General features: G+C 61.3%; 17 protein-coding genes and 1 pseudogene. 14 read left to right on the forward strand and 4 right to left on the reverse strand.

Annotation, left to right across the window (positions count from 1 at the left end):
* Positions 1 to 2: 2 nt before the first annotated feature.
* The gene (locus HX801_RS23125) at positions 3 to 1115 is read right to left on the reverse strand and encodes an efflux RND transporter periplasmic adaptor subunit (RefSeq protein WP_177022838.1); all 1113 of its coding nucleotides are present in this window, start codon (positions 1113 to 1115) and stop codon (positions 3 to 5) included.
* Between the two features lie 104 nt (positions 1116 to 1219).
* Positions 1220 to 2755 carry an efflux transporter outer membrane subunit gene (locus tag HX801_RS23130; protein ID WP_256344288.1) on the reverse strand — a complete coding sequence of 512 codons (1536 nt, stop codon included), beginning with the start codon at positions 2753 to 2755 and terminating at the stop codon, positions 1220 to 1222.
* Positions 2756 to 3164: 409 nt separating this feature from the next.
* Between HX801_RS23130 and HX801_RS23135 the strand changes: the two genes are divergently transcribed.
* The 4 genes from HX801_RS23135 (at position 3165) to HX801_RS23150 (ending at position 8154) form a co-directional block, all read left to right on the forward strand.
* Positions 3165 to 4121, forward strand: a complete 957-nt coding sequence (locus HX801_RS23135) for an ABC transporter substrate-binding protein (RefSeq protein ID WP_177022807.1) — start codon at positions 3165 to 3167, stop codon at positions 4119 to 4121.
* Between the two features lie 23 nt (positions 4122 to 4144).
* Positions 4145 to 5476 carry an LLM class flavin-dependent oxidoreductase gene (locus HX801_RS23140; RefSeq protein ID WP_003217715.1) on the forward strand — a complete coding sequence of 444 codons (1332 nt, stop codon included), beginning with the start codon at positions 4145 to 4147 and terminating at the stop codon, positions 5474 to 5476.
* Positions 5477 to 5572: 96 nt separating this feature from the next.
* Positions 5573 to 7519 carry a PAS domain-containing sensor histidine kinase gene (locus tag HX801_RS23145; RefSeq protein WP_177022808.1) on the forward strand — a complete coding sequence of 649 codons (1947 nt, stop codon included), beginning with the start codon at positions 5573 to 5575 and terminating at the stop codon, positions 7517 to 7519.
* Positions 7520 to 7551: 32 nt separating this feature from the next.
* Positions 7552 to 8154: a dTMP kinase gene (locus HX801_RS23150; protein WP_177022840.1), complete on the forward strand. Its 603-nt coding sequence runs from the start codon at positions 7552 to 7554 to the stop codon at positions 8152 to 8154.
* Positions 8155 to 8166: 12 nt separating this feature from the next.
* On the opposite strand, the gene HX801_RS23155 is transcribed toward HX801_RS23150, so the two are convergent.
* Positions 8167 to 9294 (reverse strand): NAD(P)/FAD-dependent oxidoreductase, encoded by a 1128-nt coding sequence (locus HX801_RS23155; protein ID WP_177022809.1) that lies wholly within the window; start codon positions 9292 to 9294, stop codon positions 8167 to 8169.
* Positions 9295 to 9354: 60 nt separating this feature from the next.
* On the opposite strand from HX801_RS23155, the gene valS reads away from it, so the two are divergent.
* The 10 genes and pseudogenes from valS (at position 9355) to HX801_RS23205 (ending at position 24387) form a co-directional block, all read left to right on the forward strand.
* Positions 9355 to 11973, forward strand: a complete 2619-nt coding sequence (valS, locus tag HX801_RS23160) for a valine--tRNA ligase (RefSeq protein ID WP_256344289.1) — start codon at positions 9355 to 9357, stop codon at positions 11971 to 11973.
* A gap of 202 nt (positions 11974 to 12175) precedes the next feature.
* Positions 12176 to 13018, forward strand: coding sequence for an oxidoreductase (locus HX801_RS23165; protein WP_177022810.1), 843 nt, complete (start codon positions 12176 to 12178; stop codon positions 13016 to 13018).
* A 17-nt stretch (positions 13019 to 13035) separates the two neighbouring features.
* A pseudogene (locus HX801_RS23170) lies at positions 13036 to 13975 on the forward strand (AraC family transcriptional regulator N-terminal domain-containing protein).
* A gap of 181 nt (positions 13976 to 14156) precedes the next feature.
* A complete protein-coding gene (locus HX801_RS23175; RefSeq protein WP_003217684.1) occupies positions 14157 to 14669 on the forward strand; it encodes a sigma-70 family RNA polymerase sigma factor in 513 nt (170 codons plus the stop codon).
* Positions 14666 to 15619: a FecR domain-containing protein gene (locus tag HX801_RS23180; RefSeq protein ID WP_003217682.1), complete on the forward strand. Its 954-nt coding sequence runs from the start codon at positions 14666 to 14668 to the stop codon at positions 15617 to 15619. The genes HX801_RS23175 and HX801_RS23180 overlap by 4 nt, the downstream gene beginning before the upstream one ends.
* Before the next feature lie 191 nt (positions 15620 to 15810).
* Entirely contained in the window at positions 15811 to 18750 is a 2940-nt protein-coding gene (locus HX801_RS23185; protein WP_102604327.1) for a TonB-dependent receptor, read from the forward strand.
* Between the two features lie 129 nt (positions 18751 to 18879).
* Positions 18880 to 20718 carry an extracellular solute-binding protein gene (locus HX801_RS23190; protein WP_177022842.1) on the forward strand — a complete coding sequence of 613 codons (1839 nt, stop codon included), beginning with the start codon at positions 18880 to 18882 and terminating at the stop codon, positions 20716 to 20718.
* Positions 20705 to 21769, forward strand: coding sequence for a microcin C ABC transporter permease YejB (locus tag HX801_RS23195; protein ID WP_008433386.1), 1065 nt, complete (start codon positions 20705 to 20707; stop codon positions 21767 to 21769). The genes HX801_RS23190 and HX801_RS23195 overlap by 14 nt, the downstream gene beginning before the upstream one ends.
* Entirely contained in the window at positions 21769 to 22791 is a 1023-nt protein-coding gene (locus HX801_RS23200; protein WP_177022811.1) for an ABC transporter permease, read from the forward strand. The genes HX801_RS23195 and HX801_RS23200 overlap by 1 nt, the downstream gene beginning before the upstream one ends.
* A 15-nt stretch (positions 22792 to 22806) precedes the next feature.
* Positions 22807 to 24387 carry an ABC transporter ATP-binding protein gene (locus HX801_RS23205; RefSeq protein ID WP_008433389.1) on the forward strand — a complete coding sequence of 527 codons (1581 nt, stop codon included), beginning with the start codon at positions 22807 to 22809 and terminating at the stop codon, positions 24385 to 24387.
* Positions 24388 to 24393: 6 nt separating this feature from the next.
* Here HX801_RS23205 and gcvA read toward each other — a convergent pair whose 3' ends face one another.
* Entirely contained in the window at positions 24394 to 25332 is a 939-nt protein-coding gene (gene gcvA, locus HX801_RS23210; protein ID WP_177022812.1) for a transcriptional regulator GcvA, read from the reverse strand.
* Between the last annotated feature and the right edge of the window lie 106 nt (positions 25333 to 25438).

Raw genomic sequence — 25438 nt, forward strand, 5'->3', positions numbered from 1 at the left:
CTTTAGTGTTCTTGGGGAGTCGGCGCAGGATCGTTCAGCGGCGCGGCGCTGTTATCGACCTTCACCGGCGAGCCATTCTTGAGCTTCATCTGGCCGCTGGTGATCAGCAGGTCACCTTCCTTCACGCCCGACAGGATCGCCACCTGATCGCCCCGGGTCGGTCCGGTCTTGATAAAGGTCTGTTGCGCGGTGAGGACTTCCTCACCCTTGTCGTTCTTGCTCGATGTGGCAATGAATACCGTGGTGCCGTAAGGGTTGTAGGTCACCGATGTCTGCGGAACGGTGAGGTAGCGCTGCGTCGCACCGGAGTTGACCATGGCGCGGGCAAACATCCCGGGCACCAGGTTCTGTTTGGGGTTGTCGACGGTGGCTTCCACGGTGACATTGCGCGTGGTGGCGTCGAACTGGGTGTCGATGGTGCTGATCTTGCCGGTGAAGGTTTGATTCGACAGTCCGTCGGCCGTTACCGAAACCCCTTGGCCGATGGCGATGGCCTCCATTTGAGTCTGGGGCACCGTGAAGTCGATGTAGATCGGATCGAAGGTTTGCAGCGTGGCGATCTTGTCGCCGGGGTTGAGGTATTGGCCAGGGTTGACGCTGGTGATGCCGATGCGCCCGGCAAACGGTGCGCGGATGGTTTTTTTCGCCACCAGCGCGCGCTGTTGTTCGGCGGCGGCGAGCTTGGCTTTGAGGTCGGCGGTGTCAGTGTCCACTTGTGCCTGGGAGATGGCGTTAACCGCCAGTTGCGCCTTGTCACGCTTGAGGACGATCACCGCCAGGTCGGCCGTGGCCTCAAGGGAATGCAGTTGCGCGATGTCCGAGTCGGCATTCAGCTGGACGAGCAGCGCCTGGGCCGCCACTTCTTGCCCGGGCGTGAAGCCGATGGTGCGCACGATGCCGCCCACTTCAGTGGTCACATCCACCCCCCTGACCGCTTTCATTGAGCCCACGGCGCTGACATTCGGTTGCCAGTCGCTGAACGGCACCTTCATGGCCGTGACCACGGAGGCGGGCAGGGGCATTTTCGACTGGGCGATCAGCGCCGAAATCTGCACGAACTTCACCCCGGCAATGATCGCCACAATCACCAGCACCACCACGATCATGATGATCATCGGCCGCCACAGTCGGCGCTTGCGCGGTGCGCCGGGCTCGGTGGGCAGGGGAGAGGCGGTTATGACGTCAGCCATGGATGTTCTCGCTGTTTCAAGAGTTCAGTTCAGTTGAACCGTGCCGAATCGGCAGGCGCTGCCTCGTTCCTGGCCGGCATGATCTCGTTCCACGAAGGCAGGCCGAACCGATCAGGCCGGCCCTTGGTGGCAGGGTCCACATCGGTACGGTTCCACCATCCGCCACCCAATGCCTGGAAGAGCGCGGTGGTGTCGCTGTAGCGGGAGGCCTGCGCCCTGACGCGGGCCAGCACGGTGTTCTGGTAGGTTTGCTGGGCCGTGAGCAGGTTGATGTACGCCACGGCACCGAGTTTGAACTGCGCCTGCACCAGGTCCAGGTTGGCTTGGGCAGAGCGCTCGGCCACCACCTGCTGGTTGAGCGCATCGGCATCCGCCTCCAGCGCCCGCAGCGCATTGGCCACGTCCTGGAACGCGCCGATCACCGTGCCACGGTAGCGGGCTGCCGACTCGTCATAGGCGGCCACGGCAGCGCGTTTGCGATGTTCGAGTGCGCCGGCATCAAAGATCGGTTGGGTGATCGACCCGGCAAGGCTCCAGACCCCACTGCCCGCCGAAAACAGTTTGGTCCCGCTGGCCACCGTGGAGCCCACCGACCCGGTAATGCTGAACTGGGGCAACTGATTGGCGACGGCCACGCCGATATTGGCACTGGCCTGATGCAGTTGCGCCTGCGCAGATCGCACATCGGGCCGCTGGCCAACGATGGCCGAAGGCAGGCTGAGCGGCAGTTCTTCGGGCAGGTGCAGGGAGGCGAGGTTGAAGCGCTCGTCCCGGTCCTGGTTGGGAAACCGGCCGAGGTAGGCCATCAACTGGTTGCGGGTCTGGGCGAACTGCTTTTGCAGGGGCGGCAAGGTGGCACGGGTTTGCGCCAGCGCGGTCTGCTGTGTGAGCACGTCGGAGTCGCCGATCGCACCCAGCCGGCGCTGCGCCTGCAGGACGTCGAGCTGATCACTCTGTAGCCGAATGATGGTTTCGGTGGCGGCGATCTGGTCGCGTATAGAGGCCAGGCTGACTGCGGTGTTCACCACATTGGAGGTCAAGGTGAGGTAGGTCGCCTCCAGCTGGAAGCGTTCGTACTCGGCCTGGGCCGAGGTGGATTCAATTTGCCGGCGCGTGCCGCCGAACACATCCGGGGCGTAGGACACGCTCAGCGACGCCGAGCTCACCGTGAGAATCGGCGACTCCGGCAGGCCCGAGGTGACGCCCGATACTTTCTCGCGGGCCTTCTGCACGTTGCCGCTCACCGAGGGAAACAGCGACGCCTGGTCGGCATAGATCAGTTCATTGGCCTGGCGTAATGCCGCCTGGGCGGCGGTGACATCCGGGTTGGCGCGCAAGGCTTCCTCCACCAGCGTGTTCAGTTCCGGTGAGCGGAACAGCGTCCACCATTGCCCGGGAATATCCATCCCGGCGATCAACCGCTGCGCCGCACCGCCGGTGTCGATATCGGCCTTGGCGGTGGAGGTGAGTTTTTCTCGTGAATAATCGGCGTTCGCCGGCACCTCAGGACGCGCGAAATCGGGCCCGACGGTGCACCCGGCGAGGGCGATGCACAGCAGGCTCAAGGGAGCCAGAAGGTGGGGTGGTCGAAAAAGGGCGCGGCTGTGCGCCACTGGTTGCGGTGCCGATGCAAGCTGCCGAGGCTGCTCTTTCATATTTACTCTGATTAATCAGTTGGTTAACTGCTTTATTTGTTGAGCAATGAGTGCGCGGGCATCGGGCCATACGGCTGAAAAAATGGCGCGAGAGTCGCCGAATTCAAATCAGTGTAGGTGGTGCAGGCGGGTACGCAATGTCCGTGCGCGCCGACCACCCCCAAAAATGCATTTAACGCATTAATATCGAATTAGGTTATGCGTTATAAGTATTTTACATGCAGCCGTCAGCCCCTCATCGTAGCCCTCCCTACGAACACTGCCGAGACCGCACGCGCGGATCGACTTTCAATGCTTGAGAAGGCATCTGGAGACGAACGTGCGTTACCTGACAAAACTGGCGGCCGGGTTGGCCGCCTCGCTGCTGTGCCTGACCGCGAACGCGCAAACGCTGGTGGTCGGAGACCAAAGCTACAACGCCCAGGCGGTGATGGAAGCGGCGGGGGTGCTGGATGATCTGCCCTACACCCTTGAATGGAAGCAATTCACCGCCGGGTCTCCCGTGGCGGAAGCTCTCAATACCAACAGCCTCGACATCGGCCTGCTCGGCGATGCGCCCGTGCTGTTCCTCGGTGCACTCGGCGCACCGATCAAGGTGATTGCCATCAGCCGGCAAAACCTCGAGGGCGTGGCCATCCTGGTGAAAAAGGATTCCTCGATCCACAGCCTTGCGGACCTCAAAGGCAAGCGCGCCGCCATCTGGAAAGGCTCCTGGAGCCAGCAATTGCTGCTGACCGCACTGGATAAGGCGGGCGTGCCGAAAGAGGCCCTGGAGTTGCGCTACCTCAGTGCACTGGATGCTTCCCACGCACTGGAAGGCGGTTCGGTCGACGTCATCGCCACCTGGGAACCCTACGTCACCCAACAGGAACGCCAGGGCGCACGGGTATTGGCGACCGCAGACGGGCTGATCCCGGCCCAGAGTTTCGTCGCCGCCAGCACCAGGGCCGTCGATAACAAGCGTGCGCAAATCAGCGATTTTCTCCAACGCCTGAAGAAAGCCCGTGACTGGACGCGCCAAAGCCCGGCCAACGCCGACGCGTATGCAGATGCGTGGGCCAAACGCACCCGCGCAGATGCCGACATTGCCCGCGCCTGGTTTGCCCGGGCACGCACGACGGTCGAACCGGTGACAGCCCAGTCGCCTGTAGAAGCACAAAAGACCGTGGACTTTTTCGCAAGCCAGGGACTGGTCAAGTCTTACCCGGCAGCCAAGCTGTTCGACGACTCCTTCGCGGCGTCCTTGCAGCCAGCCGTCGCCAGAACCCAGCCCTGAACGCTTCAAGGAATACGTTGGACATGACCAAAAGACAGCTCAAACTGGGCGCCCTGACCATGGGCTGCGGCGGGCCCGGCCGCCACAATCTGTGGCTCGACCCGCAATTGCCGGCCGATGCCAGCGTCAACGTCGACTGGTACATCGACATTGCACGCCAGGCCGAGGCGGCATTGTTCGACTTGATGTTCATCGTCGACAGCCAATTCATCACACCGGGTTCGCCATCCCACTACCTGAACCGGCTGGAGCCGCTGACGCTGTTATCGGCACTTGCCGTAAGCACCCGGCACCTGGGCCTGGTCGGTACGCTGACGACCTCTTACAACTCGCCCTATAACGTCGCGCGGCGCCTGGCCTCACTCGACCTGATCAGCAAAGGCCGCGCTGGCTGGAACGTGGTCACCAGCGGCGACGCCGGTACCGCCGGCAACTACAGCCGCGACGAACATTATGACTACGACACCCGCTATGGCCGGGCGGCCGAACACGTCCAGGTCGTGCAGGGCCTGTGGAACTCCTATGAGGAAGATGCCTTCGTACGTGACCGCGCCACCGGCCGGTTTCTCGACCCCGCTAAACTCCACAGCCTGAATCACAAGGGCGAGCACTTTTCCGTGGTCGGGCCGCTGAATATCCAGCGCTCACCCCAGGGCCAACCGGTGATCTTCCAGGCTGGCGATTCGGAACAAGGCCGCGACCTCGGCGCGGCCACGGCCGATGTGATCTTTACCCATGCGGCCAGCATCGAGCAGGGCCAGGCTTTTTATCGGGATATCAAGGGCAGGGCGCTGCAACATGGCCGTGACCCGGAGCAATTGCTGGTGATGCCCGGCGCCGAGATTTATGTGGGCGATACCGATGAACAGGCGCGTGAAATCGAGCGGCACTACCATCAGGCCGACCACAGTTTCGAACTGGCGCTGAAGGAGTTCGGACGCAATTTCGGCTGGCATGATTTCAGCCAGTACGACCTTGATGCGCCGTTCCCGCAGGAGAGCCTGGAGGCGGCACGCAGCAGCTTTTTTACCGCGGCCAAACGCATTGCCGATCAGGCACGGGAGAAAGGTTTTACATTGCGCCAGGCGGTGGAGTTTGGGCGGCAACTGCGCCCGGGAGCGTTTGTCGGATCGGCGGATACCGTCGCTCGGAAAATGGCTGACTGGCTTGAAGCCCGCGCGGTGGATGGTTTCAATATCTACATCGGCCATCCGGAGCAGTTCAAGCGCTTCACGCACGAGGTCATCCCGTTGTTGCAGGAGCGCGGCGTGTATCGCACGGCTTATGAAGGTACGACCTTGCGGGAAAGCCTGGGATTGAAGATTCCACGGTTTGCGCGCAACGGCGGCGGTTGACTCAAAAAAACTGTTCAGATGAATAAATTGGTGGGCCGGGGATTTTTTTAGACATACTGAGGGCTCAAGCCACTCATTTGTCCCGAGACTTTCCTGATGCCATCCCATCCTGCACAAGGGCCTTTCAATCAGGACGACCGGTATCGACTGCTCGTCGACGCAGTGGTCGACTATGCCATCTATATGCTTGATACGAACGGCTTGATTCGCAGTTGGAACTCCGGGGCGAGGAAGATCAAGCAGTACGAACAGAGTGAAGTGCTGGGCAGGCATTTTTCGCTGTTCTACACCCCGGAAGACCTGGCCTCGGACTTGCCGGGCCGGGCACTCAAGAGCGCCGAGCAGTCAGGGCGCTTCGAGGGCGAAGGTTGGCGCATCCGCAAGGATGGGACTCGTCTCTGGGCACTGGTGATCATCGACCCGATACGCGCCGACGACGGCACGTTGATTGGCTTCGCCAAGGTCACACGGGACCTGACCGAGCGTAAGGCCGCGGAGCAGGCGCTGCGCCAGAGCGAGCAGCAATTCAGCCTGCTGGTGCAAGGCGTCACCGACTACGCGCTGTATATGCTGGACCCCAACGGCGTGATCACCACCTGGAACGCCGGCGCCCAGCGCATCAAGGGTTATCAGCCGGCAGAAGTCATCGGCAGGCATTACTCCATGTTCTTCCAGCGTGAGGACGTAGACCACAACGTCCCGCAGCGCGCCCTTGAAACGGTGGTCAGGGAAGGTCGTTACGAAGGGCAGGGCTGGCGCCTGCGCAAGGACGGCACGGGATTCCTCGCCCATGTGGTTATCGACCCGATCAAGAATGAACTGGGTGAGCTGGTGGGGTTTGCGAAGATCACCCGGGACGTTACCGAAAGCGTCCAGGCTCAACAGGAGATCAAGGAAACCCGAGAGGCGTTATTCCAATCCCAGAAAATGGAGTCCCTGGGCCAGCTCACCGGCGGCATCGCCCATGACTTCAACAACCTCCTGATGGTGATTCTGGGGAGTCTTGAACTCGCCAAGAAGCGTGTCCCGCAGGACTCGAGAACCTGCGCCTTACTGAATAATGCCATCGCGGGCGCCCAGCGGGGCGCAACGCTGACTCAGCGCATGCTGGCCTTTGCCCGTCGCCAGGAGCTTGACCCTCAGCCTGTGGATGTGGGCGATCTGATCCGCAACATGTCAGACCTGCTGTCCCGCATGTTGGGCGCAGGCATCAACGTCGACACACAGTTCCCATTGATCCTGCGGCCGGTATTGGTCGACATGAGCCAACTGGAAATGGCTGTGATGAACCTGGTGATCAACGCCCGGGACGCAATGGAAGGTCGGGGCAGGATCCTGATTTCAGCGCGGGAGGATGCGTTTCCCGACGGGGCGAATGACTCGCAAAGGCTGATTTGCATCTCTGTCATCGACACCGGCCCCGGGATGAATGACGCGACCTTGCAACGGGCCATGGAGCCGTTCTTCACCACCAAGGGAGCGGGAAAAGGCACCGGGCTTGGGCTTTCGATGGTGCATGGCCTGGCGGCACAGTCACAGGGCCACTTTGTGCTGAAGAGCCGGGTAGGAGAGGGCACAACCGCAGAGCTCTGGTTACCGGTGGCGGTGACCGACACCACACAGTCTGCGGCGCTGGCATCAACGGCAGATACACCCGATGCAGCCCATCAGCAAAGCCTCGAGATTCTGCTGGTAGATGACGACCCGCTGGTGCTGATCAGCACCGGGGCGATGCTTGAAGACCTGGGCCATCATGTTGTGTCGGCAGGAGATGGGCATGCTGCGTTGGCGTTCCTGGCGCAAGGCGCGTGCTTTGACCTGGTCGTGACAGACATGGCAATGCCGGACATGACCGGGATCGAGCTTGCCGGCAACATCGAGTCGTTGTATCCCAACCTTCCCATCATTCTTTCCTCAGGCTTTGCGGAAATCTCCCTGGACCTCAAGACCACATTGACGCGCTTACCCAAGCCATTTGATCAATCTGCACTGGCCAGGGTGATCGCCGAAACCATGCGCAGCCGGATCGACAAGCCGTGTTGAGCCAGGCGGCTGGCCGTCCGTTGTTTGTTTCCATGGATGGCCCCAAGGGTACTGGCAAAACCACATTGCTGGAGGCCGTAACAAAAGCGCTTAGGGCTGACAACAGAATGGTGATCCGGCTTTGTGAGAGAAAAAGCGATCCCTTCAGAAGTGAAACAATGACCCTCGTTAACAGACTCGCCAGGCATCCCGGCCTGGATCTGGAGTGGGAGGTTTGTGAACGCTTCGCTGATAGCCGTGCGTGGATTTCCCGGCACGTGCTGGCTAGACAGCCACCAGGCAGCATCGTCCTGATCGACCGCTGGTACCCGTCTGATGCCGCGTTTCGCCGGGAAGTCCCGCTGGCAGAAATCCTGCAGTTGAACATTGATCGAAACGTGCAAGTGCCGGACCTGCATGTCGGGGTCGTCACTGCCCCTGATATTTCATGGGCACGGGCCGCGGCACGCCGGCGCGGACTGAGCAGTACCGTGATCCACACGCTGGCAGAACATGTCGCCTGTACCCGGGCGTTCGAGCGAGCGGTTGCGGATCACGGCTGGGTGTTATGCCGGAATGAAGGAACCATCGAGGGCGCGACACGGCAGGTGGTTGCCGAAATTTATAACGTCCTTGAGTCCTTCCAGTGTGATTGACCCGAGCCCTGTTCAGGCACTTGCCCCGTTGAACATGCTGACCAGGCTATAGGGTGCATCGTCACCAAACAGCAACTCATGCAGTTCATTCCCTTCGGCAGCCATTTGCGCGCTGCGCGGGAACATGGCCTGTTCGTATTCGCCCAGGGCGGCTTCGACGTCATCAGGGTATGAGGCGATGGCCTTGCCGAGTTCGGCACCATCGTACATGGCCAGGTTGGCACCTTCGCCATTCGGGGCCGCAAGGTGTGCGGCATCACCGATCAGCGTTACGCCCGGCACCCGCTCCCAGCGGTGCTCAACCGGCAGCATAAAGAGCGGGCGCCATACCAGTTCGGTGTCGCTGTCGGTGATCAATGCCGTGAGGGCAGGGGACCAGCCTGCGAATTCCTGCGCGATCCGTGCCGCCGCCGTTGCCGTGTCGGTGAAATCGATGGCGGCAAACCAGCTTTGGGATTCGGTGAGCACTACGTAGGTGTGCAGCGTGGCGCCCGTCTCACGGTGCGCCTGGATCCCTTTTCCCGGTTGAAGTGCGAACATCGCACCGCCACCTACCGCCCTGGAGGTGGCCGGGTGCCGGGCGTCGCTGTCATACAGGTAGGTTTCGATCAACGAGCGGCCCATGTACTCGGGGGCAGCGTCGCTGAGCAGCGGCCGGACCTTTGACCAGGCTCCGTCCGCGCCAACCAGCAGGTGGGTGGCAACGCAAGTGCCGTCGGCGAAGGTCACTTCGTGGCGACCCTCGCCGAGGGCGCGCACGCTCTTGACCTTGTGGCCCCAACGCACAGTACCGGCGGGCAGTGAATCGAGGAGCATCTTGCGCAGTTCGCCACGCATGACCTCGGGACGGCCGCCTGTGCCGTCGTCGGGTTGATCCAACAGAGTGGCACCCTGCCAATCAAGCACCCGAGTCGCCTCGCGACCTTTCAGGATAAGCGCGCGGAACTCGTCCGTCAGGCCCGCTGCCTGCAAGGCCAGTTGGCCGTTGTAGTCGTGGATATCGAGCATCCCGCCTTGGGCGCGTGCGGTTGCCGACGGCTCTGCTTCATAGACGGTGGCGGCAATACCGTGGACGTACAGCACGCGGGCCAGGATGAGACCGCCCAGGCCAGCACCGATGATTGTGACGGGGGTGTGCATAGGGTACCTGTTGAATGTGAGAAATCTTCCGGACTGTTTTTACGCTATTTTGTGGAAAAAATGGCCTGGTTCAAGGGGTTTACTTTCCGCAGGCGATTGAATATGCGCCCCATGATGTTGACAGGAGGAAGCTATGTCACCGTTAAACGTGATGAAGTTCTAAACGATCAAACCGTCACCCCCTCGCTTGAAAACCTCGAAACACGCTGGTCTCAGCATTGGCAGCTCGAAGGCACGTATGCCTTTGACCACAGCGCCCAACGCGACGCTGTATTCTCCATCGACACGCCCCCACCGACAGCCTCAGGTTCGTTGCACGTTGGCCATGTCTTCAGCTACACCCACACCGATATCATCGCCCGTTTCCAGCGGATGCGCGGCAAGGCTGTGTTCTACCCCATGGGTTGGGACGACAATGGCTTGCCGACGGAACGCAGGGTCGAGAATTTCTACCGCGTACGTTGCGACTCGTTGGCCGCTTACCAGCCTGGCTTCAAACCCTCCGAGTCAATTCCATTAAAACGGGCTGACTTTGCCGTCATCAGTCGGCGCAACTTTATCGAGTTGTGCCATGAGCTGACGGCCATCGATGAGCAAGCGTTCCGTGCACTGTTCGTGCAACTGGGCTTGTCCGTTGATTGGAGTCTTTCATACGCCACCATTGATGAACGCTCCCAACGAGCCAGTCAGCGCGCGTTACTGCGTAACTACCAGCGTGGCGAACTGTATAGCCAGGAGGCTCCGTGTCTCTGGGATGTGACGTTCCAGACGGCCGTAGCCCAGGCAGAGCTTGAGGAGCGCGAGGTTGCGGGTGCGTATCACGAACTCGGCTTCGACGCGGCTGATGGTGCCGAACTGAAGATTGCTACGACTCGACCTGAGTTGCTGATGGCATGCGTAGCGCTGGTGGCTCACCCGGACGACGCTCGTTATCAGGCGAGGTTCGGGCAGACCGTGCGTGCGCCGATTTTTGACCTGGACGTTCCGCTGCTGGCCCACCCTTTGGGTGACCCCGGCAAGGGCACCGGGTTGGCGATGGTCTGCACCTTTGGCGATCTAACCGATGTGATTTGGTGGCGGGAGTTACAGCTGCCCACACGGTCAGTCCTGGGAAAGGACGGGCGCCTGTTACTTGAGACGCCCTCCTGGTTGACGACTCCGCGCGGCCAACAGGCCTACGCAGGCCTGGCCGGCCGTACCCTGTCCCAGGTTCGTACGCAGCTCGTTTCGATGTTGCGTGACTGCGGCGCCATGCGAGATGAACCACGACCGATTAACCACGCGGTAAAGTTCTTCGAGAAAGGCGACCGGCCTTTGGAAATTCTCGCGACGCGGCAATGGTACTTGCGCAATGGCGGACGCGACGCCAACCTGAGGGACGTGTTGCTCGACGCTGGCCAGGCGTTGGACTGGCATCCGCCGCACATGCTCAGGCGTTACGAGCATTGGGTAGGGGGGTTGAATGGAGACTGGCTAATCAGTCGCCAACGTACGTTCGGCGTGCCGATTCCGTTCTGGTATCGCCTGGACGCACAAGGCGAAGCCGAGCATGGCGCTCCGATTATCGCCAGTGAGGCAAGCCTGCCTGTCGATCCGGGCCTGGATACGCCACCGGGCTATCGACCCGAACAACGTGGTCAACCCAACGGGTTTATCGGTGAACAAGACATCATGGACACCTGGGCCACCAGTTCCCTGACGCCTCAGATTGCCGGCGGCTGGGGAGAGGACGATGGGTTGTTTGCCAAAATATACCCGATGGACCTCAGGCCCCAAGGTCACGACATAATCCGAACCTGGCTGTTCTCGACACTGGTACGCAGCCATTTTGAACACGGTTGCGCGCCATGGCGCAACGTCGCGCTTTCCGGGTGGATCCTTGATCCTGATCGCAAGAAAATGTCCAAGTCCAAGGGGAATGTGGTCACCCCTCAAGCCTTGCTCGACCAGTATGGAAGTGACGGCGTGCGCTATTGGGCTGCCTCGGCGCGGCTCGGCAGTGACACAGCCTTTGAAGAGCAGCAGATGAAAATCGGCCGCCGCCTGGCCGTCAAGCTGTTCAATCTTTCGAGGTTGGTTCAAGGCTTTGCGAAGGATGACACCGGGGATATCGACCAGCCGCTGGATCAAGCCATGCTTGAACGCTTGGGTGGCGTAGTCCAGGACGCTACCGTCGCGCTGGAGGCCTATGACTACAGCGGGGCGTTGTCGCGTATCGAAGGATTCTTCTGGTGGTTTTGCGATGACTACGTCGAATTGGTCAAGCGTCGTGCCTATCGACCCGACGGCTACTCGGCGCGTAATGCATTGGCACATGCGCTGAGCGTGCAGCAGCGACTGTTTGCGCCATTTCTGCCCTTTGTGTGTGAGGAGGTCTGGCAATCCTGGAATTGCGGCTCAGTGCACAAGGCGCCCTGGCCGCAAGGGGGCGCTTGCCCTGACGCGGCTGTTGAACAGTTATTGATGAGCCTGAGCAGCGTGCTGTCTGCGATTCGCAAAGCAAAGTCTGACGCCAGCCAATCCATGAAGGCTCCGGTAGCACGTGTTGAGCTGGTCGACAGCGCCGCGCAGCTTGAATTGATAAAAGGCGTCAGCCAAGACCTGATAGAGGCGGGGCAGGTCGAGGCCTTGGTGTTTATAGAGGGCGCGGAGCGGCAGGTCGATGTCTGGCTGACGTAACGTGGAGTGGTGCCGACCGCCTCAGTGACACCCACTGGGGCGGGCCGGACCACGCATCAGCCTGCGTCAATCGAGCCACATCGGGACAATTGAGAGTACGAGTAGAAGCGAATAGGAATAGGCAAGCCTCATAGATGATCCGGCATAGGTCGCCAGCGGTGGCTTGGCTACCATTAGCACTCAGTAACCGAGAGGAATTTCCATGAGCACTCGCAAAACCCTGTTCATCACCGGCATCAGCAGCGGCTTTGGCAAGGCCCTCGCGACCGAGGCACTGGCTGCAGGCCACCGTGTCATTGGTACCGTTCGCAACGAAGCCGCGCTGCAAACGTTCGAGGCATTATCAGCGGAGCGTGCTCATGGCGTGATCCTGGATGTCACCGACTTTGAGCGCATCGATAGCGTCGTTGCCGAGATCGCGACCCGCTACGGCCCGGTGGATGTCCTGGTGAACAACGCAGGTTACGGCCATGAGGGCATTTTCGAAGAGTCGCCGCTGGAAGAAATGCGTCGTCAGTTCGACGTCAACGTGTTCGGCGCCGTTGCCGTGACCAAGGCGTTCGTGCCGTACTTCCGCCAGCGCCGCAGCGGGCACATCATCAACATCACGTCCATGGGCGGCACCATCACGATGCCGGGTATCGCCTACTACTGCGCCAGCAAGTTCGCGCTGGAAGGCATCTCCGACACCCTGAGCAAAGAACTCAAGCCATTCAACATTTTTGTCACCGCTGTGGCGCCAGGCTCATTTCGCACCGATTGGGCCGGCCGCTCGATGCAGCGTACGCCCCGCAGCATCGCCGACTACGATGCCAGCTTTGATCCGGTACGCCAGGCGCGCGAAGCGAAAAGCGGCCACCAGTTGGGGGACCCGCAAAAAGCTGCGCAAGCCATGCTGCAGTTGATCGCCAGCGACAACCCACCGGCCCACCTGCTGCTCGGCAGCGATGCGATAGGCTTTGTGCGCGAAAAGCTGACGCAATCCCTGCGTGACATCGACCAATGGGAAGCACTGACACGCTCTACGGATGGTCACGCTTCGTGAAACCGCAAGAGGGGCCTATGGATCATTTTGCAGCGCGAACCCGGCGCATGGTCCAACTGATGGAGCAGTTGGCCCCCCCTGGAGGGCTACAACCTGAGCGCACTGGAAGACATACGCTTTCTGCGCTCCAATCGCCCGCTGACCCGCACGCCAGTGCTCTACGAGCCTGGCATCGTCATCCTGTGCCAGGGGCGCAAGCTCGGCTATCTGGGCGATGAGGTCTACCTTTACGACGCCCAGCACTACCTGGTGGTGTCTGTGCCAGTGCCTTTCACCATGGAAACCGACGCCAGCGAAGAGGAACCGATGCTGGCGGTATACATGCGCCTGGATTTCAAACTCGCTGGCGAACTGATCCTGGAAATTGACGAAAAATCCGGTCCGACCCACGAACGTCCCAAAGGCATGTATTCCTCGCCGATGGACGAGATGTTGCGCGAGTCCACACTGCGCTTTCTCGAAGCGATGAGCCATCCGGTCGACGGGCCGATCCTCGGCCCGTCGCTGGTGCGCGAGATTTACTACCGGATCATCGCAGGTGAACAAGGAGGGTCCATGCGGGCGGCCCTTGGCAAGCAAGGCCATTTCGCAAAGGTGACCCGCGCCATTCGCAAGATACACAGCTGTTACCAGGAGCGGCTGGACGTCGAGTGCCTGGCCCAGGAGGCGAGTATGAGCGTACCCAGCTTTCATCTGCACTTTCGAACAGTCACCGACTCCTCACCCATGCAGTACCTGAAATCGACGCGTCTGCACCAGGCAAGGTTATTGATGCTCCGCGACGACATGTCGGCCTCATCTGCGGCTTTTAACGTGGGCTATGAAAGCGCATCGCAGTTCAGCCGAGAGTTCAAGCGCTACTTCGGCCGCACACCCCATGCTGAAGTCGAATGGATGAAAGCAACCTATTCGCTGCCAGCGCCGGTGCAGCCTTCTGTCTATGTGTCTTCGCACTGACCTGACAGCCAGGGCGCTGCCCCGTATCTGATTTTTCTGCATATGCCAATTTGACAGGCTATTGTTATTTTTTATTCTTTCCTAACCTATGCTCCCCTCATGCAAAGTCCGCCTCCAGCGATGGCTTTCCATTGCTCATCAACCGCCAGGCTGAATGGCCTTTATTCGCATGGAGCATGCAATGGGTGTGAATCAGAACCCACATTTCGGTCTGATTGGGCAGATGTTCAAAAGTGACTACAGTTGGCTTTGCACGCGGGTAAGCCGGGCGATGGGTTGCGCCCATGGGGCTCAGGACATTGCATCGGAGACCTTCCTGCGGGTACTGGCATTGCCCGACCCTTCGCAAATCCGCGAGCCGCGGGCGTTGCTGACCACCATCGCGCGGCGCCTGATGTATGAGGGCTGGCGTCGCCAGGACCTGGAACGTGCCTACCTGGAAGCATTGGCCCAGGCGCCGATGATGGTGCACCCGTCGCCCGAGGAGCGTTTGCTGTTGATCGAGACGCTGCTGGAAGTCGACCGCTTGCTCGACGGTTTGTCGGCCAAGGCCAAGGCGGCGTTTTTGTATCACCAGCTGGACGGTTTGACCTATGCGCAGATTGCCGAGCGCCTGCAGGTCTCGGTCAGCCGGGTTCAGCAATACATGGCCGATGCGTTCAAGCGCTGCTACCTGGCGATGACACAGCCATGAGCCACAGCGCGCCGGATGAGGCGATCATCGACGAGGCGGCGCAGTGGATGGCGTTGCTGCAATCCGGGCACGCCAGTGCTCAGGAGCACCAGGCGTTCCGTCGCTGGAGTGAGGGCGACCCACGGCGTGCCGAAATCTTCAACATGATGGGCGGCGTTCCGGCCGTGCTGAACAATGACGAACTGCGCCGCATGCCCCGCGACAGCCTGTTGCACACCCTCAACGCACCGTCGGGCCGCCGGCGCTTTTTGCGCAATACCCTGGCGCTGGTTGGCGTTGTGTCGTTTGGAAGTCTGATCACGCGGCTGTCCGACAGCTGGTTGCCGTTGGGCGCTTTGCGCACCGGTACGGGCGAGCGCCTGAACCTCACGCTGGAGGATGGCAGTGCATTGACCCTGGATGCGCGCAGCAAGGTGCTGACGCATTTCGATGCTCGGCAACGGCTGTTGCAGTTGCTCGACGGCAAGCTGCTGGTCGACGTTTTCAAGGACAGTCTCAGACCGTTTATCGTCGAGACCGAACACGGCCGCATGCGCGCCTTGGGTACGCGGTTTCTGGTACAGCAGGGCGAGGATCGAACCCAAATCACGATGCTGCATTCCCAAGTGGAAATCACCACGCGCGACGGCGCTGTGCAGGTGATCAGTGCCGGCCAGAAAGCCACGTTCAATGCCCACGGCATCCTCGACCTGGAAACCGCCAGCGGCGGCGAGGCCTCGTGGACCCAAGGCTTGCTGGAAGTGCGTGACCGCTCATTGGGTGAAGTGGTGCAAGCCCTGCGTGACTACCGGCGCGGCATCATCCGCGTCAGCCCCGAGGCGGCGAGCCTGAGGCTGAGCGGGATTTTTCCGCTGGACGACAGCCAGGGCGCCCTGCAATTGCTGGCCAAATCCTTGCCGGTGCAGATCGATTATCACAGCCCTTATTGGGTCAGTATCGAGCGCCGATAAAAATAATTTTCCCAGCCCTATAAAACCCCCGCCACTGTTGCACAACCCAATACAGGCCAGGGTGTATCTCCCTGGGAGTGTTGTTTCGGGCCGTTATAAACCCATGCTTTTTTAGCCTAACGGCCGCCTATAAAAAACCCCGATCTGTTGTTCAACCCATCAACGGCATATCAATGATGGGAACCTCAACCATGCAACTCAAACCTCTCAGTCGCGCATCTCTGGCGGCACTGTCTCTGACGATTGGCCTGACTTTGGCGGGACATGGCACGGCGGTGCTGGCACAGCCGCTGTCTGCGATATCGACCGCCCAGACTTTTGATTTTGATATCGCCAGCGGCCCCCTCGACCAAGCGCTGTTGACCCTGTCGCGCAGCAGCGGGCAGATCATTTCCTTCCAGCAAGACCTTGTGCAAGGCCTGACCAGCGCGCCGGTGCGGGGCACCTTCACCACCGAGCAAGCGCTGCGACAGGCACTGCGCGGTGCAGCCCTTGACGCCGTGCCCAGTGGCGACGGCGGTTGGACCCTGCGCCGGGCGGCCAAGCCACCTGCAGCGGCGGTCAAGGCGGCGCCCACGGCGGCGAAAGTCCCGGGCGATGTAGCGTTGGAAAAGGTCGTGGTCACGGGGTCACGCATTGCCCGTGCCCAGGTTGAAGGGCCGTCGCCGGTCACGGTCATCACCGCTGACGAAGTCACCCGCAGGGGCTACAAAAACGTCTACGACGCCATCGCTTCGCAAACCCAGAACACCGGCATGACCCAAGGCGAAGACTACGGCAACACCTTCCAGCCGGCCGCCAGTGCCCTCAACCTGCGAGGGCTGGGGCCGAACCACACACTGGTGCTGATCAACGGCAGGCGCGTGGCCGACTACCCCACGGCGTACGACGGCGCGGTCAACTTCACCAACCTTGCGAACATCCCGGCGGTGATGATCGAGCGTATCGAGATCCTCAGCAGCGGCGCCTCGGCGGTGTATGGCTCCGACGCGATTGCCGGGGTGGTGAACATCATCCTCAAAGACAAAATCAGCGGCGTGGACGTCAATCTGCGTGGTGGCGCCGCCGAGCGTGGCGGCGGCGACAACCAGCGCCTGCAGATCAGCGGCGGCGACACCTGGGGCGATTTTGACGGGGTATTCGGCCTGGAGCTGACCCAGCGCCAACCGATCTGGGCCAACCAGCGCGGCTTTATGAGCGACGGCCCGGCCAAGGATGTGGGCTACCGCCGTAACCTCGACAGCGGCGCCTACCTCGGCCCCGGCTGCGGTGCCTACGGCGGTATCTACAACGGCAAGCTCGGTGGCAGCAGCACCCGCTGCACCACCAACCAGTACTACAACGACTACTGGACCTTGCAGGCGCAAAAGGAAAACTATGACGGCTACACGCGCGGCACCTGGCACTTCAGCGACACCGGCAAAGTGTTCGCCGACTTGATGTTTGGCTTTGATCACACGCAGAACAACACGCGCGGCCCAAGCTTCACCTCGCCGGACTTTATCAACCGCAACACCGGTAACCTGGAGCGCTGGTCACGCAACTTTTCCAGCGAGGAAATAGGTGGCAAGACCAGCAACAACAGCAAATGGCGCGAAGTGTCCTGGACCGGCACCCTGGGCCTGGAAGACAAGTTCACCAACAGTGATTGGGGTTATCAGATTGCGGCGAACCGCTCCGAGTACACCAGCGACCGCACCACCCGCTACACGCCTTTGAGCGGCATCCGCGATTACTACCTCGGGCCGCAACTGGGCACGCAGGACGGGCACCCGGTCTTCGCGCCAGACCCTTCGCGGCTGGACCAGCCGCTGACTCCGGAGCAGTGGGATCAGTTTCGCGGCAACCTGGTGCAGAAGAGTAAATCGGTTTCCCAAACCTTCAGCGCCAACATCAACGGCGACCTGTTCGAGCTGCCCGCCGGGCCGGTGGGCTTTGCCGGTGTGACCGAAGTGGGGCGGCAATCCTACAGCGTCGATGTCGACGACCAACTCAATGACGGCACGTTTTACAACACCACGCCGGCCTCCAATTCAGGCGGTTCGCGTGACCGCTACGCCGCGGGTGGCGAGCTGAGCATTCCCGTTACCGACACCTTGCTCGCCTCGGCGGCCGGGCGCTGGGACCAATACAAATTCAGTGGCCGCACCGAGCAACAAAAAACCTACAACCTGGGCCTGGAATGGCGCCCGGTGACCAGCCTGCTGTTTCGTGGCAGCTACGGCACCAGCTTTCGCGCACCCGACCTCAACTACCTCTACCAGGCCGCGACCAATGGCTACACGCCTGACCAGATCGACTATTACGGTTGCAGCAAGGGCGTAGAGGGGGCGTGTGACCGAGGCCGCGTGGATTACACCCAGACCGGTAATTCGGACCTCGCCTCCGAGCGTGGCAAGTCCTGGACGTACGGCTTTGTCTGGTCGCCTTCGCATCAGTTTGATTTCTCCGCCGACTTCTGGCGCGTCGAAATCAAGGACCTGTTGACCACCGTCGACATCAACCGCTTGCTGCAACAGGAAAACCAGTGCCGCAACGGCCAGCTTGATGCGACCACTTGCGCCGACGTCCTGGCACGCATCCAGCGCAATGCCAGCACGGCGGCAGTGGACCCGAACGTGCTGCAACGGGTGCAGGTCAATGCGATCAACGCCGCCAGCGAGCGGGTCAGCGGCCTGGACCTCAAGAGTAATATTCGCTGGGGCGCAGGCCAGTACGGCGCGTTCAGTTCGGCGATTGGCTACAGCCTGGTGCTGTCCCACTACCTCAAGGAATCGGACGATGCGCAAACCCAGAACCTGCGCTCCAGCACCGACAACCACGACTGGCGCAGCAAGGTCAACGCGAGCCTGACCTGGGACTACCAGCACCTCACCACCACGCTGACCGGCATTCGCTACGGCAGCGTGACCAATGGCGCCGGCGATGGGCGCCTGTCGCCGTGGACCACCTTCAACGCCAGCGCCCGTTACCAGGTGAACGAGCAGGCGAGTGTCGGCCTGACCGTCAACAACCTGCTCAATCAGGTCAAGCACGATGACTCCGCCGGCTGGCCGTATTACCCCAGCGGCAACTACGACCCCTATGGCCGCCAGGTCTGGCTGGACGTGAGTTACCACTTCGGCAAGTAGCGCATAAGCACATGCGCTAACGGTCTAACCGGTGCTCTATAAAAACCCTGGCGTCGACGCACAACCCTGCATAAGTGAGCCTTCAGTGTTTTTGGAAAAGGAGTTGAGTTTGTGAGCCTGTTTCGCTTCATGGTGTGGGCGCTGCTGGCGGGGCTTTGGGTCCCGTCACTGCTCGCTCAACCGACGCACGCTTTGACGGTATACGGCGAAGCGCCCAAGTACCCGGCCAACTTCAAACACCTGGATTACGTCAACCCGAACGCGCCCAAGGGCGGCAGTTTTCGTCGTTCGTCCATGGAAGGCGGGGCGTTTGATCACCTGATCCCGTATGTCGACAAAGGCACCGGCATCACCCAGATTCAGGGTTGGCTCTACAGCCCGTTGGCGTACCGTTCGCAGGATGAGCCGTACACCGTGTACGGGTTGGTCGCGCAAGGCATGGAGCTGGCAGATGACCATTCATGGCTGCGTTTCTACCTCAACCCCAAGGCGCGGTTTGCCGATGGCACGCCCATCACCGCGCAGGACGTGGCCTACACCTTCAAGCTGTTCACCACCGAAGGCAGCCTGGCGTATCGCCAAAGCTTTGCCGATGTGGACCAGGTGCTGGTGGAATCGCCGACCCAAGTGCGGTTCACCTTCAAAAGCGCCGACAATCGCACCTTGCCCCTGGACCTCGCTTCACTGCCGGTGCTGCCGGAACATTGGTGGCAGGGGCGCAATTTCGCCAACGGCGGCGGCTTTGAACCGCCGGTGGGCAGCGGCCCGTACCGTATCAGCAGCGTGGACAACGGCCGCAGTGTCACCTTCGAGCGGGTCAAGGACTGGTGGGGGCGAGACCTGCCGGTGACGCAGGGGCAGTACAACTTCGACACCCTGCGGCTTGAATTTTTTGCCGACGGCGACGTGTCGCGCCAGATCCTGCAAGCCCAGGGTTACGACTTCAATCGCGAATTTTCCGCCACCAGTTATTCGGTGGGCTACGACGGCGAGGCTTTGCGCGACGGTCGTCTGCAACGTGAACAACTGGCGCCGAATGCCGTGCAGGGCACCCAGGGTTTTGTGTTCAACCTGCAAAAACCGCAGTTCCAGGACCGCCGCGTGCGCGAGGCGCTGAGCCTGTTGTGGGATTTCGACTGGAGCAACCGGCAGATGATGCACAGCCTGTACCTGCGCCAGCGCAGCTTCTTTTCCCGCAGCGCATTGGCGGCCACCCAGCTGCCGGATGCCCAGGAGCTGGCCATTCTGGAACCCTGGCGCGGGCAAGTGCCGGAGGAGGTGTTCACCCAGGTCTACCAGCCGCCGCGCACCGATGGCAGCGGGCGCATTCGGCCGCAGCAGGCGCAAGCGCTGAAGTTACTGGCCGAGGCGGGCTGGACCCCGCGCGGCGACCAGTTGGTTAACGCCGAGGGCACGCCGTTGCAGTTCACCTTCCTGAATGCCCAGAAAGGCTTCGAGCGTTTGCTGCTGCCCTACAAACGCAACCTGGCGCAGATCGGCATCGGCTTCACGATCCGCATGATCGACTCGGCCCAATACGCCAACCGTGTGCGCGCACGGGACTACGACATGATCGTCAACGGCTACCCGGTCAGCCCATCGCCGGGCCGCGAGCTGACCAACTACTTCGGTTCCGAGAGTGCCGATGACCCTGGCTCCAACAATTACATGGCACTGCGCAACCCGGCGGTGGACGCCTTGATCGATGGCCTTGTCCGCGCCAACGACCGCCCGACCATGGTGCGCTACGCCCATGCCCTCGACCGCGTGTTGCAGTGGGGCTTCTACTGGATTCCCAACTATTACCCGCCGGGCTCGTCCTCGCTGTGGTGGAACCGTTTTGGTCGGCCCCGCACAGCGCCGCTCAATGACGTGGGCATCGACACCTGGTGGGAAGTGAGCCCGACACCGCTGACTACCGCACAGATGCGCCAACTGACTGAGGCTTCCCAACATGCTGGCCTATAGCGCGCGCCGTTTATTGCTGATCGTGCCGACGCTGGTGTGCATCCTGCTGGTCAACTTTTTTATCGTGCAAGCCGCCCCGGGTGGCCCGGTTGAGCAAGCCATCGCGCGCTTGCAAGGCATCGGCAGCCAAGCGTCGGTGGCCGGCACACGGGTGGAAACCGGCAGCAATGAATCGCGCACAACTCGTGGCCTGGACCCCGCGCTGGTGGCCGATATCGAGCGCCAATACGGCTTCGACAAGCCCCTTGGCGCGCGGCTGTGGTTGATGCTCAGCAGCTACGCGCGGCTGGATTTTGGCGATAGCTTCTTTCGCGGCGCCAAGGTCACCGACCTGATCCTGCAAAAACTGCCGGTGACTTTGTCCCTGGGCTTCTGGGCCACGCTGATCAGTTACCTGGTGTCGATCCCGCTGGGCATCCGCAAGGCCGTGCGCCATGGCAGCCGCTTCGATGTGTGGAGCAGTGCGGCGGTCATTATCGGCCACGCCATGCCGGCGTTCCTGTTCGCCTTGCTGCTGATCGTGGTATTCGGCGGCGGTAGCCTGTTGAACTGGTTTCCGGTGCGCGGCCTGGTCTCGGAGAACTTTGCCAGCCTGTCATGGGCGGGCAAGGTCGTGGACTACTTCTGGCACCTTGTCTTGCCGGTATCGGCGCTGGTGATTGGCGGCTTTGCCACACTGACCATCCTCACCAAAAACAGCTTCCTCGACGAGATCAGCCGCCAGTACGTAGTGACCGCGCGGGCCAAGGGTTTCAGCGAAAAACAGGTGCTGTACAAACACGTGTTTCGCAACGCCATGCTGCTGATCGTGGTTGGCCTGCCCCAGGCGCTCACCGCGATGTTGTTCGGCGGCTCGTTGCTGATTGAAGTGATTTTCTCCCTCGACGGCCTCGGTCGCCTGAGCTACGAAGCGGCAGTGGCACGGGACTATCCCGTGGTCTTCGGCACGCTGTTTATCTTTACCCTGGTCGGGTTGGTCATCAAGTTGCTGGGCGACCTGTGCTACCGCCTGCTGGACCCCCGGCTGGATTTTTCCGCGAGGTCGCACTGATGCCGGTTTTTACTCCGATCACCCGTCGCCGCTGGCTGCACTTCAAGCGCAATCGCCGCGGCTGGTGGTCGCTGTGGATGTTCCTGGCGCTGTTCGCCGTTTGCCTGGGTGCCGAACTGCTGGCCAACGACAAGCCACTGGTGATGGCGTACCAGGGCTCACTGTATTTCCCGGCCTTCGAGCGCTACACCGAGCAGGATTTCGGCGGCACGTTGCCGTTTCAGCCGGATTACCGTGACCCTTACGTGCATGAACTGATTGAAGGGCAGGGCGGCTGGATGCTGTTTGCGCCCATTCCGTTCAGCTACGACACGGTCAACTACGACCTCACGACCCCTTCGCCGGCGGCGCCCAGCGCGAGCAACTGGCTGGGCACCGATGATCAAGCCCGGGATGTATTGGCGCGGGTGATTTTCGGCACCCGGGTATCGCTGTTATTTGCCTTGGCGCTGACCGTGGTGAGCACTTTGATCGGGGTCGCCGCCGGCGCGCTGCAAGGCTATTACGCCGGTTGGGTCGACCTGTTGGGGCAGCGCCTGATCGAGATCTGGTCGGGGCTACCGGTCCTGTACTTGCTGATCATCTTGTCCGGGTTTGTCGAACCGGGTTTCTGGTGGCTGCTGGGGATCATGGCGCTGTTTTCCTGGCTGACCCTGGTGGATGTGGTGCGCGCCGAGTTCCTGCGCGGGCGCAACCTGGAGTACGTGACGGCCGCGCGAGCCCTGGGTGTGGGCGATGTTCAGGTGATGTTGCGGCACATTCTGCCCAACGCGCTGACTGCCACCTTGACCTACTTGCCGTTCATTTTGACCGGGGCCATTTCGACCCTCACCGCCCTGGATTTTCTTGGCTTCGGCATGCCCACGGGCAGTGCGTCCCTGGGTGAATTGATCGGCCAGGGGAAAAACAACCTGCAAGCCCCGTGGCTGGCGCTGACCGCGTTTTTTGCGTTGGCGTTGATCCTGTCCCTGTTGGTGTTTATCGGCGAAGCCTGCCGCGACGCCTTCGACCCCCGATCCTGATAAGCGAGCTGTGCCGTGACTGACGCGTTGATTGAAATTCGTAACCTGAAAGTGGCGTTCGACGGGCACAAAGCGGTGCGTGGCATCGACCTGGATATTCACCCGGGCGAGTGCCTGGCGCTGGTGGGCGAGTCGGGCTCCGGCAAATCGGTGACCGCCCACTCGATCCTGCAATTGCTGCCGCCCCACACCACGCGTACCCAGGGCAGTATTCGCTACCAGGGCGAAGAGCTGCTCGGCGCGCGGCCGGAGCGTTTAAGGCAGATTCGCGGCGATCGCATCGCGATGATCTTTCAGGAGCCGATGACCTCGCTCAACCCGCTGTACAGCGTGGAACGGCAGCTGTCCGAAACCCTGCTGCTGCACAAAGGCCTGGGCGGTGCGGCGGCGCGTGAGCGCGTGTTGGAGTTGCTCGAACTGGTGGGCATCCAGCAGCCGCGCCAGCGCCTGGCAGCGTACCCGCATCAGCTATCCGGCGGGCAGCGCCAGCGGGTGATGATCGCCATGGCGCTGGCTTGCGAACCGCTGCTGTTGATTGCCGACGAGCCCACCACGGCCCTGGACGTGACCGTGCAGCGACGCATTCTTGCGCTGCTAAAAGACCTGCAGCAACGCCTGGGCATGGCGCTGCTGTTGATCAGCCACGACCTCAACGTGGTGCGCAGCATCGCCCAGCGCGTGGCGGTGATGCGCGCCGGCCAGATCGTCGAACAGGCCGACTGCCAGGCACTGTTTGCCGCGCCGCAGCACGCCTACAGCCGGCAGTTGCTCGAAGCCGAGCCAGAGGGCAGGGCGGTGGTGCGTGAAACGGCGGACAACCTGCTGGAGGTGGACAACCTCAAGGTCTGGTTCCCGCAAGGCGGCCTGCTGCGGCGCAAACCGCCGATCAAGGCGGTGGACGGCATCGACCTGCGCCTGCAACGTGGCAAAACCTTGGGCATTGTTGGCGAATCCGGCTCGGGCAAATCCACCCTAGGCCAGGCGATCCTGCGGTTGATCGACGCCCAAGGCAGCATTCGCTTCCAGGGCCAGGCCCTCGACGCACTCAAAGGCAAGGCCCTGCGTCCGTGGCGGCGCAAACTACAGGTGGTGTTTCAAGACCCGTTCGGCAGCCTCAGTCCGCGCATGAGCGTGCAGCAAATCATCGAAGAAGGCCTGCGCGTACACACGGACCTCAATGCTTGCGCGCGCGAAGCTCAAGTGATTGCCGTGTTGCGCGACGTCGGACTCGACCCCGATACGCGCCATCGCTTCCCCCACGAATTCTCCGGCGGCCAGCGCCAACGCATCGCGATCGCCCGCGCACTGGTGATCAAGCCGGATTTGATATTGCTCGACGAACCCACCTCAGCCCTCGACCGCACTGTGCAAAAGCAGGTGGTGAGCTTGCTGCGCAGGTTGCAGGAGGAGCATGGGCTGACGTACTTGTTCATCAGCCACGACCTGGCGGTGGTAAGGGCGTTGGCTCACGACTTGATCGTGGTGAAGGATGGCGTGGTCGTGGAGGCGGGGAGTACCGAGCAGTTGTTCGACGCGCCGGAGCATGCCTATACGCGGGATTTGCTGGTAGCGTCGTCGTTGAGGAATCGCGAGTAGTACAGCCTAGTGGGCGCTGATCTCACGCTTTACCGTCTGCTGTGCTTCTGCCAACAACCAGTCCCGAAATGTCGCCAACTTGGGCAAGCTCGCACACTCAGGTCGATAAACGACGTAGTAGGCCAGCTCCGATGCAACACTGATGTCTGGAAACAACCGCACCAACCGTCCGCTTGCCAGGTCGTCGTGGGCCATGACGCTGCGTGCAAGTGCGACGCCGTGCCCCTCAACCGCAGCCTGCAACACGGCGGCAGAATTGTTGATTTGCATGCCTCGCAGGGAGAGGGTGTCCTTCGATCCGGCTTTCTGCATCCAGGTTTCCCAGCTCGGAAAACCGCTATGGCTATCCATTGACAGGTCGTGAATCAACATCTCCTGCGCCAAGTCACTGGGCTTTTGCAAGCGCCGGTGCTCGCGCAGCAATTGCGGCGAGCACACGGGATAGACCTCTTCGTCCATCAGTTTCTCGGCGGTCAGCCCTGGCCATCGACCCGTGCCATAACGCACGCCGATATCGATCCGCTGGGCGACGAAATCCACCGGCTTAAGGTTGGTATCCAGACGCACGTCTGTTTCGGGGCACACCGCCTGAAAGCGGTCGATACGAGGCAAAAGCCATTTGGCGGCAAAAGCCGGGCTGACGGCCACGGTCAGTACGCCGCTGATCGAGCCTTCGCTAAGTCGTTCCATCCCCAGCGCCAGCCTGTCGAAACCTGCCCGGATGTCTGGCAATGCACGCTCAGCCGCCTCAGTAGGTACAAGCCGTGCCCGACCGCTGCTACCGCGCACAAACAGCGGGCTACCCAGCCAGTCCTCCAGCGTGCGGACCAGCTGACCGACCGCCGCGGGTGTGACGTTGAGTTCGACCGCCGCCGCAGAAAAGCTCTGATGGCGGGCGCTGGCCTCGAAGGCGCGCAGGGCGTTCAGATGGACCGGTGATTTCATAGCGATAAAGTTTTTCTTTCAGGGGCTGACACTTTATCTCGTTTGTCTGCGGGCCGGAAGAAGAGAAAAATCGCCTCCATGCCGACTGTTGATCTGTTTGATGGGT

This window comes from Pseudomonas sp. G1002 (assembly GCF_013385455.1).
In the GTDB taxonomy this organism is placed as follows: domain Bacteria; phylum Pseudomonadota; class Gammaproteobacteria; order Pseudomonadales; family Pseudomonadaceae; genus Aquipseudomonas.

Coding starts and splice junctions, on each gene's coding strand:
- HX801_RS23125 (WP_177022838.1), bottom strand. CDS start 1,115: ATGATCATCATGATCGTGGTGGTGCTGGTGATTGTGGCGATCATTGCC.
- HX801_RS23140 (WP_003217715.1), top strand. CDS start 4,145: ATGACCAAAAGACAGCTCAAACTGGGCGCCCTGACCATGGGCTGCGGC.
- HX801_RS23145 (WP_177022808.1), top strand. CDS start 5,573: ATGCCATCCCATCCTGCACAAGGGCCTTTCAATCAGGACGACCGGTAT.
- HX801_RS23150 (WP_177022840.1), top strand. CDS start 7,552: ATGGATGGCCCCAAGGGTACTGGCAAAACCACATTGCTGGAGGCCGTA.
- HX801_RS23155 (WP_177022809.1), bottom strand. CDS start 9,294: ATGCACACCCCCGTCACAATCATCGGTGCTGGCCTGGGCGGTCTCATC.
- valS (WP_256344289.1), top strand. CDS start 9,355: ATGGCCTGGTTCAAGGGGTTTACTTTCCGCAGGCGATTGAATATGCGC.
- HX801_RS23165 (WP_177022810.1), top strand. CDS start 12,176: ATGAGCACTCGCAAAACCCTGTTCATCACCGGCATCAGCAGCGGCTTT.
- HX801_RS23175 (WP_003217684.1), top strand. CDS start 14,157: ATGGGTGTGAATCAGAACCCACATTTCGGTCTGATTGGGCAGATGTTC.
- HX801_RS23180 (WP_003217682.1), top strand. CDS start 14,666: ATGAGCCACAGCGCGCCGGATGAGGCGATCATCGACGAGGCGGCGCAG.
- HX801_RS23185 (WP_102604327.1), top strand. CDS start 15,811: ATGCAACTCAAACCTCTCAGTCGCGCATCTCTGGCGGCACTGTCTCTG.
- HX801_RS23190 (WP_177022842.1), top strand. CDS start 18,880: ATGGTGTGGGCGCTGCTGGCGGGGCTTTGGGTCCCGTCACTGCTCGCT.
- HX801_RS23195 (WP_008433386.1), top strand. CDS start 20,705: ATGCTGGCCTATAGCGCGCGCCGTTTATTGCTGATCGTGCCGACGCTG.
- HX801_RS23200 (WP_177022811.1), top strand. CDS start 21,769: ATGCCGGTTTTTACTCCGATCACCCGTCGCCGCTGGCTGCACTTCAAG.
- gcvA (WP_177022812.1), bottom strand. CDS start 25,332: ATGAAATCACCGGTCCATCTGAACGCCCTGCGCGCCTTCGAGGCCAGC.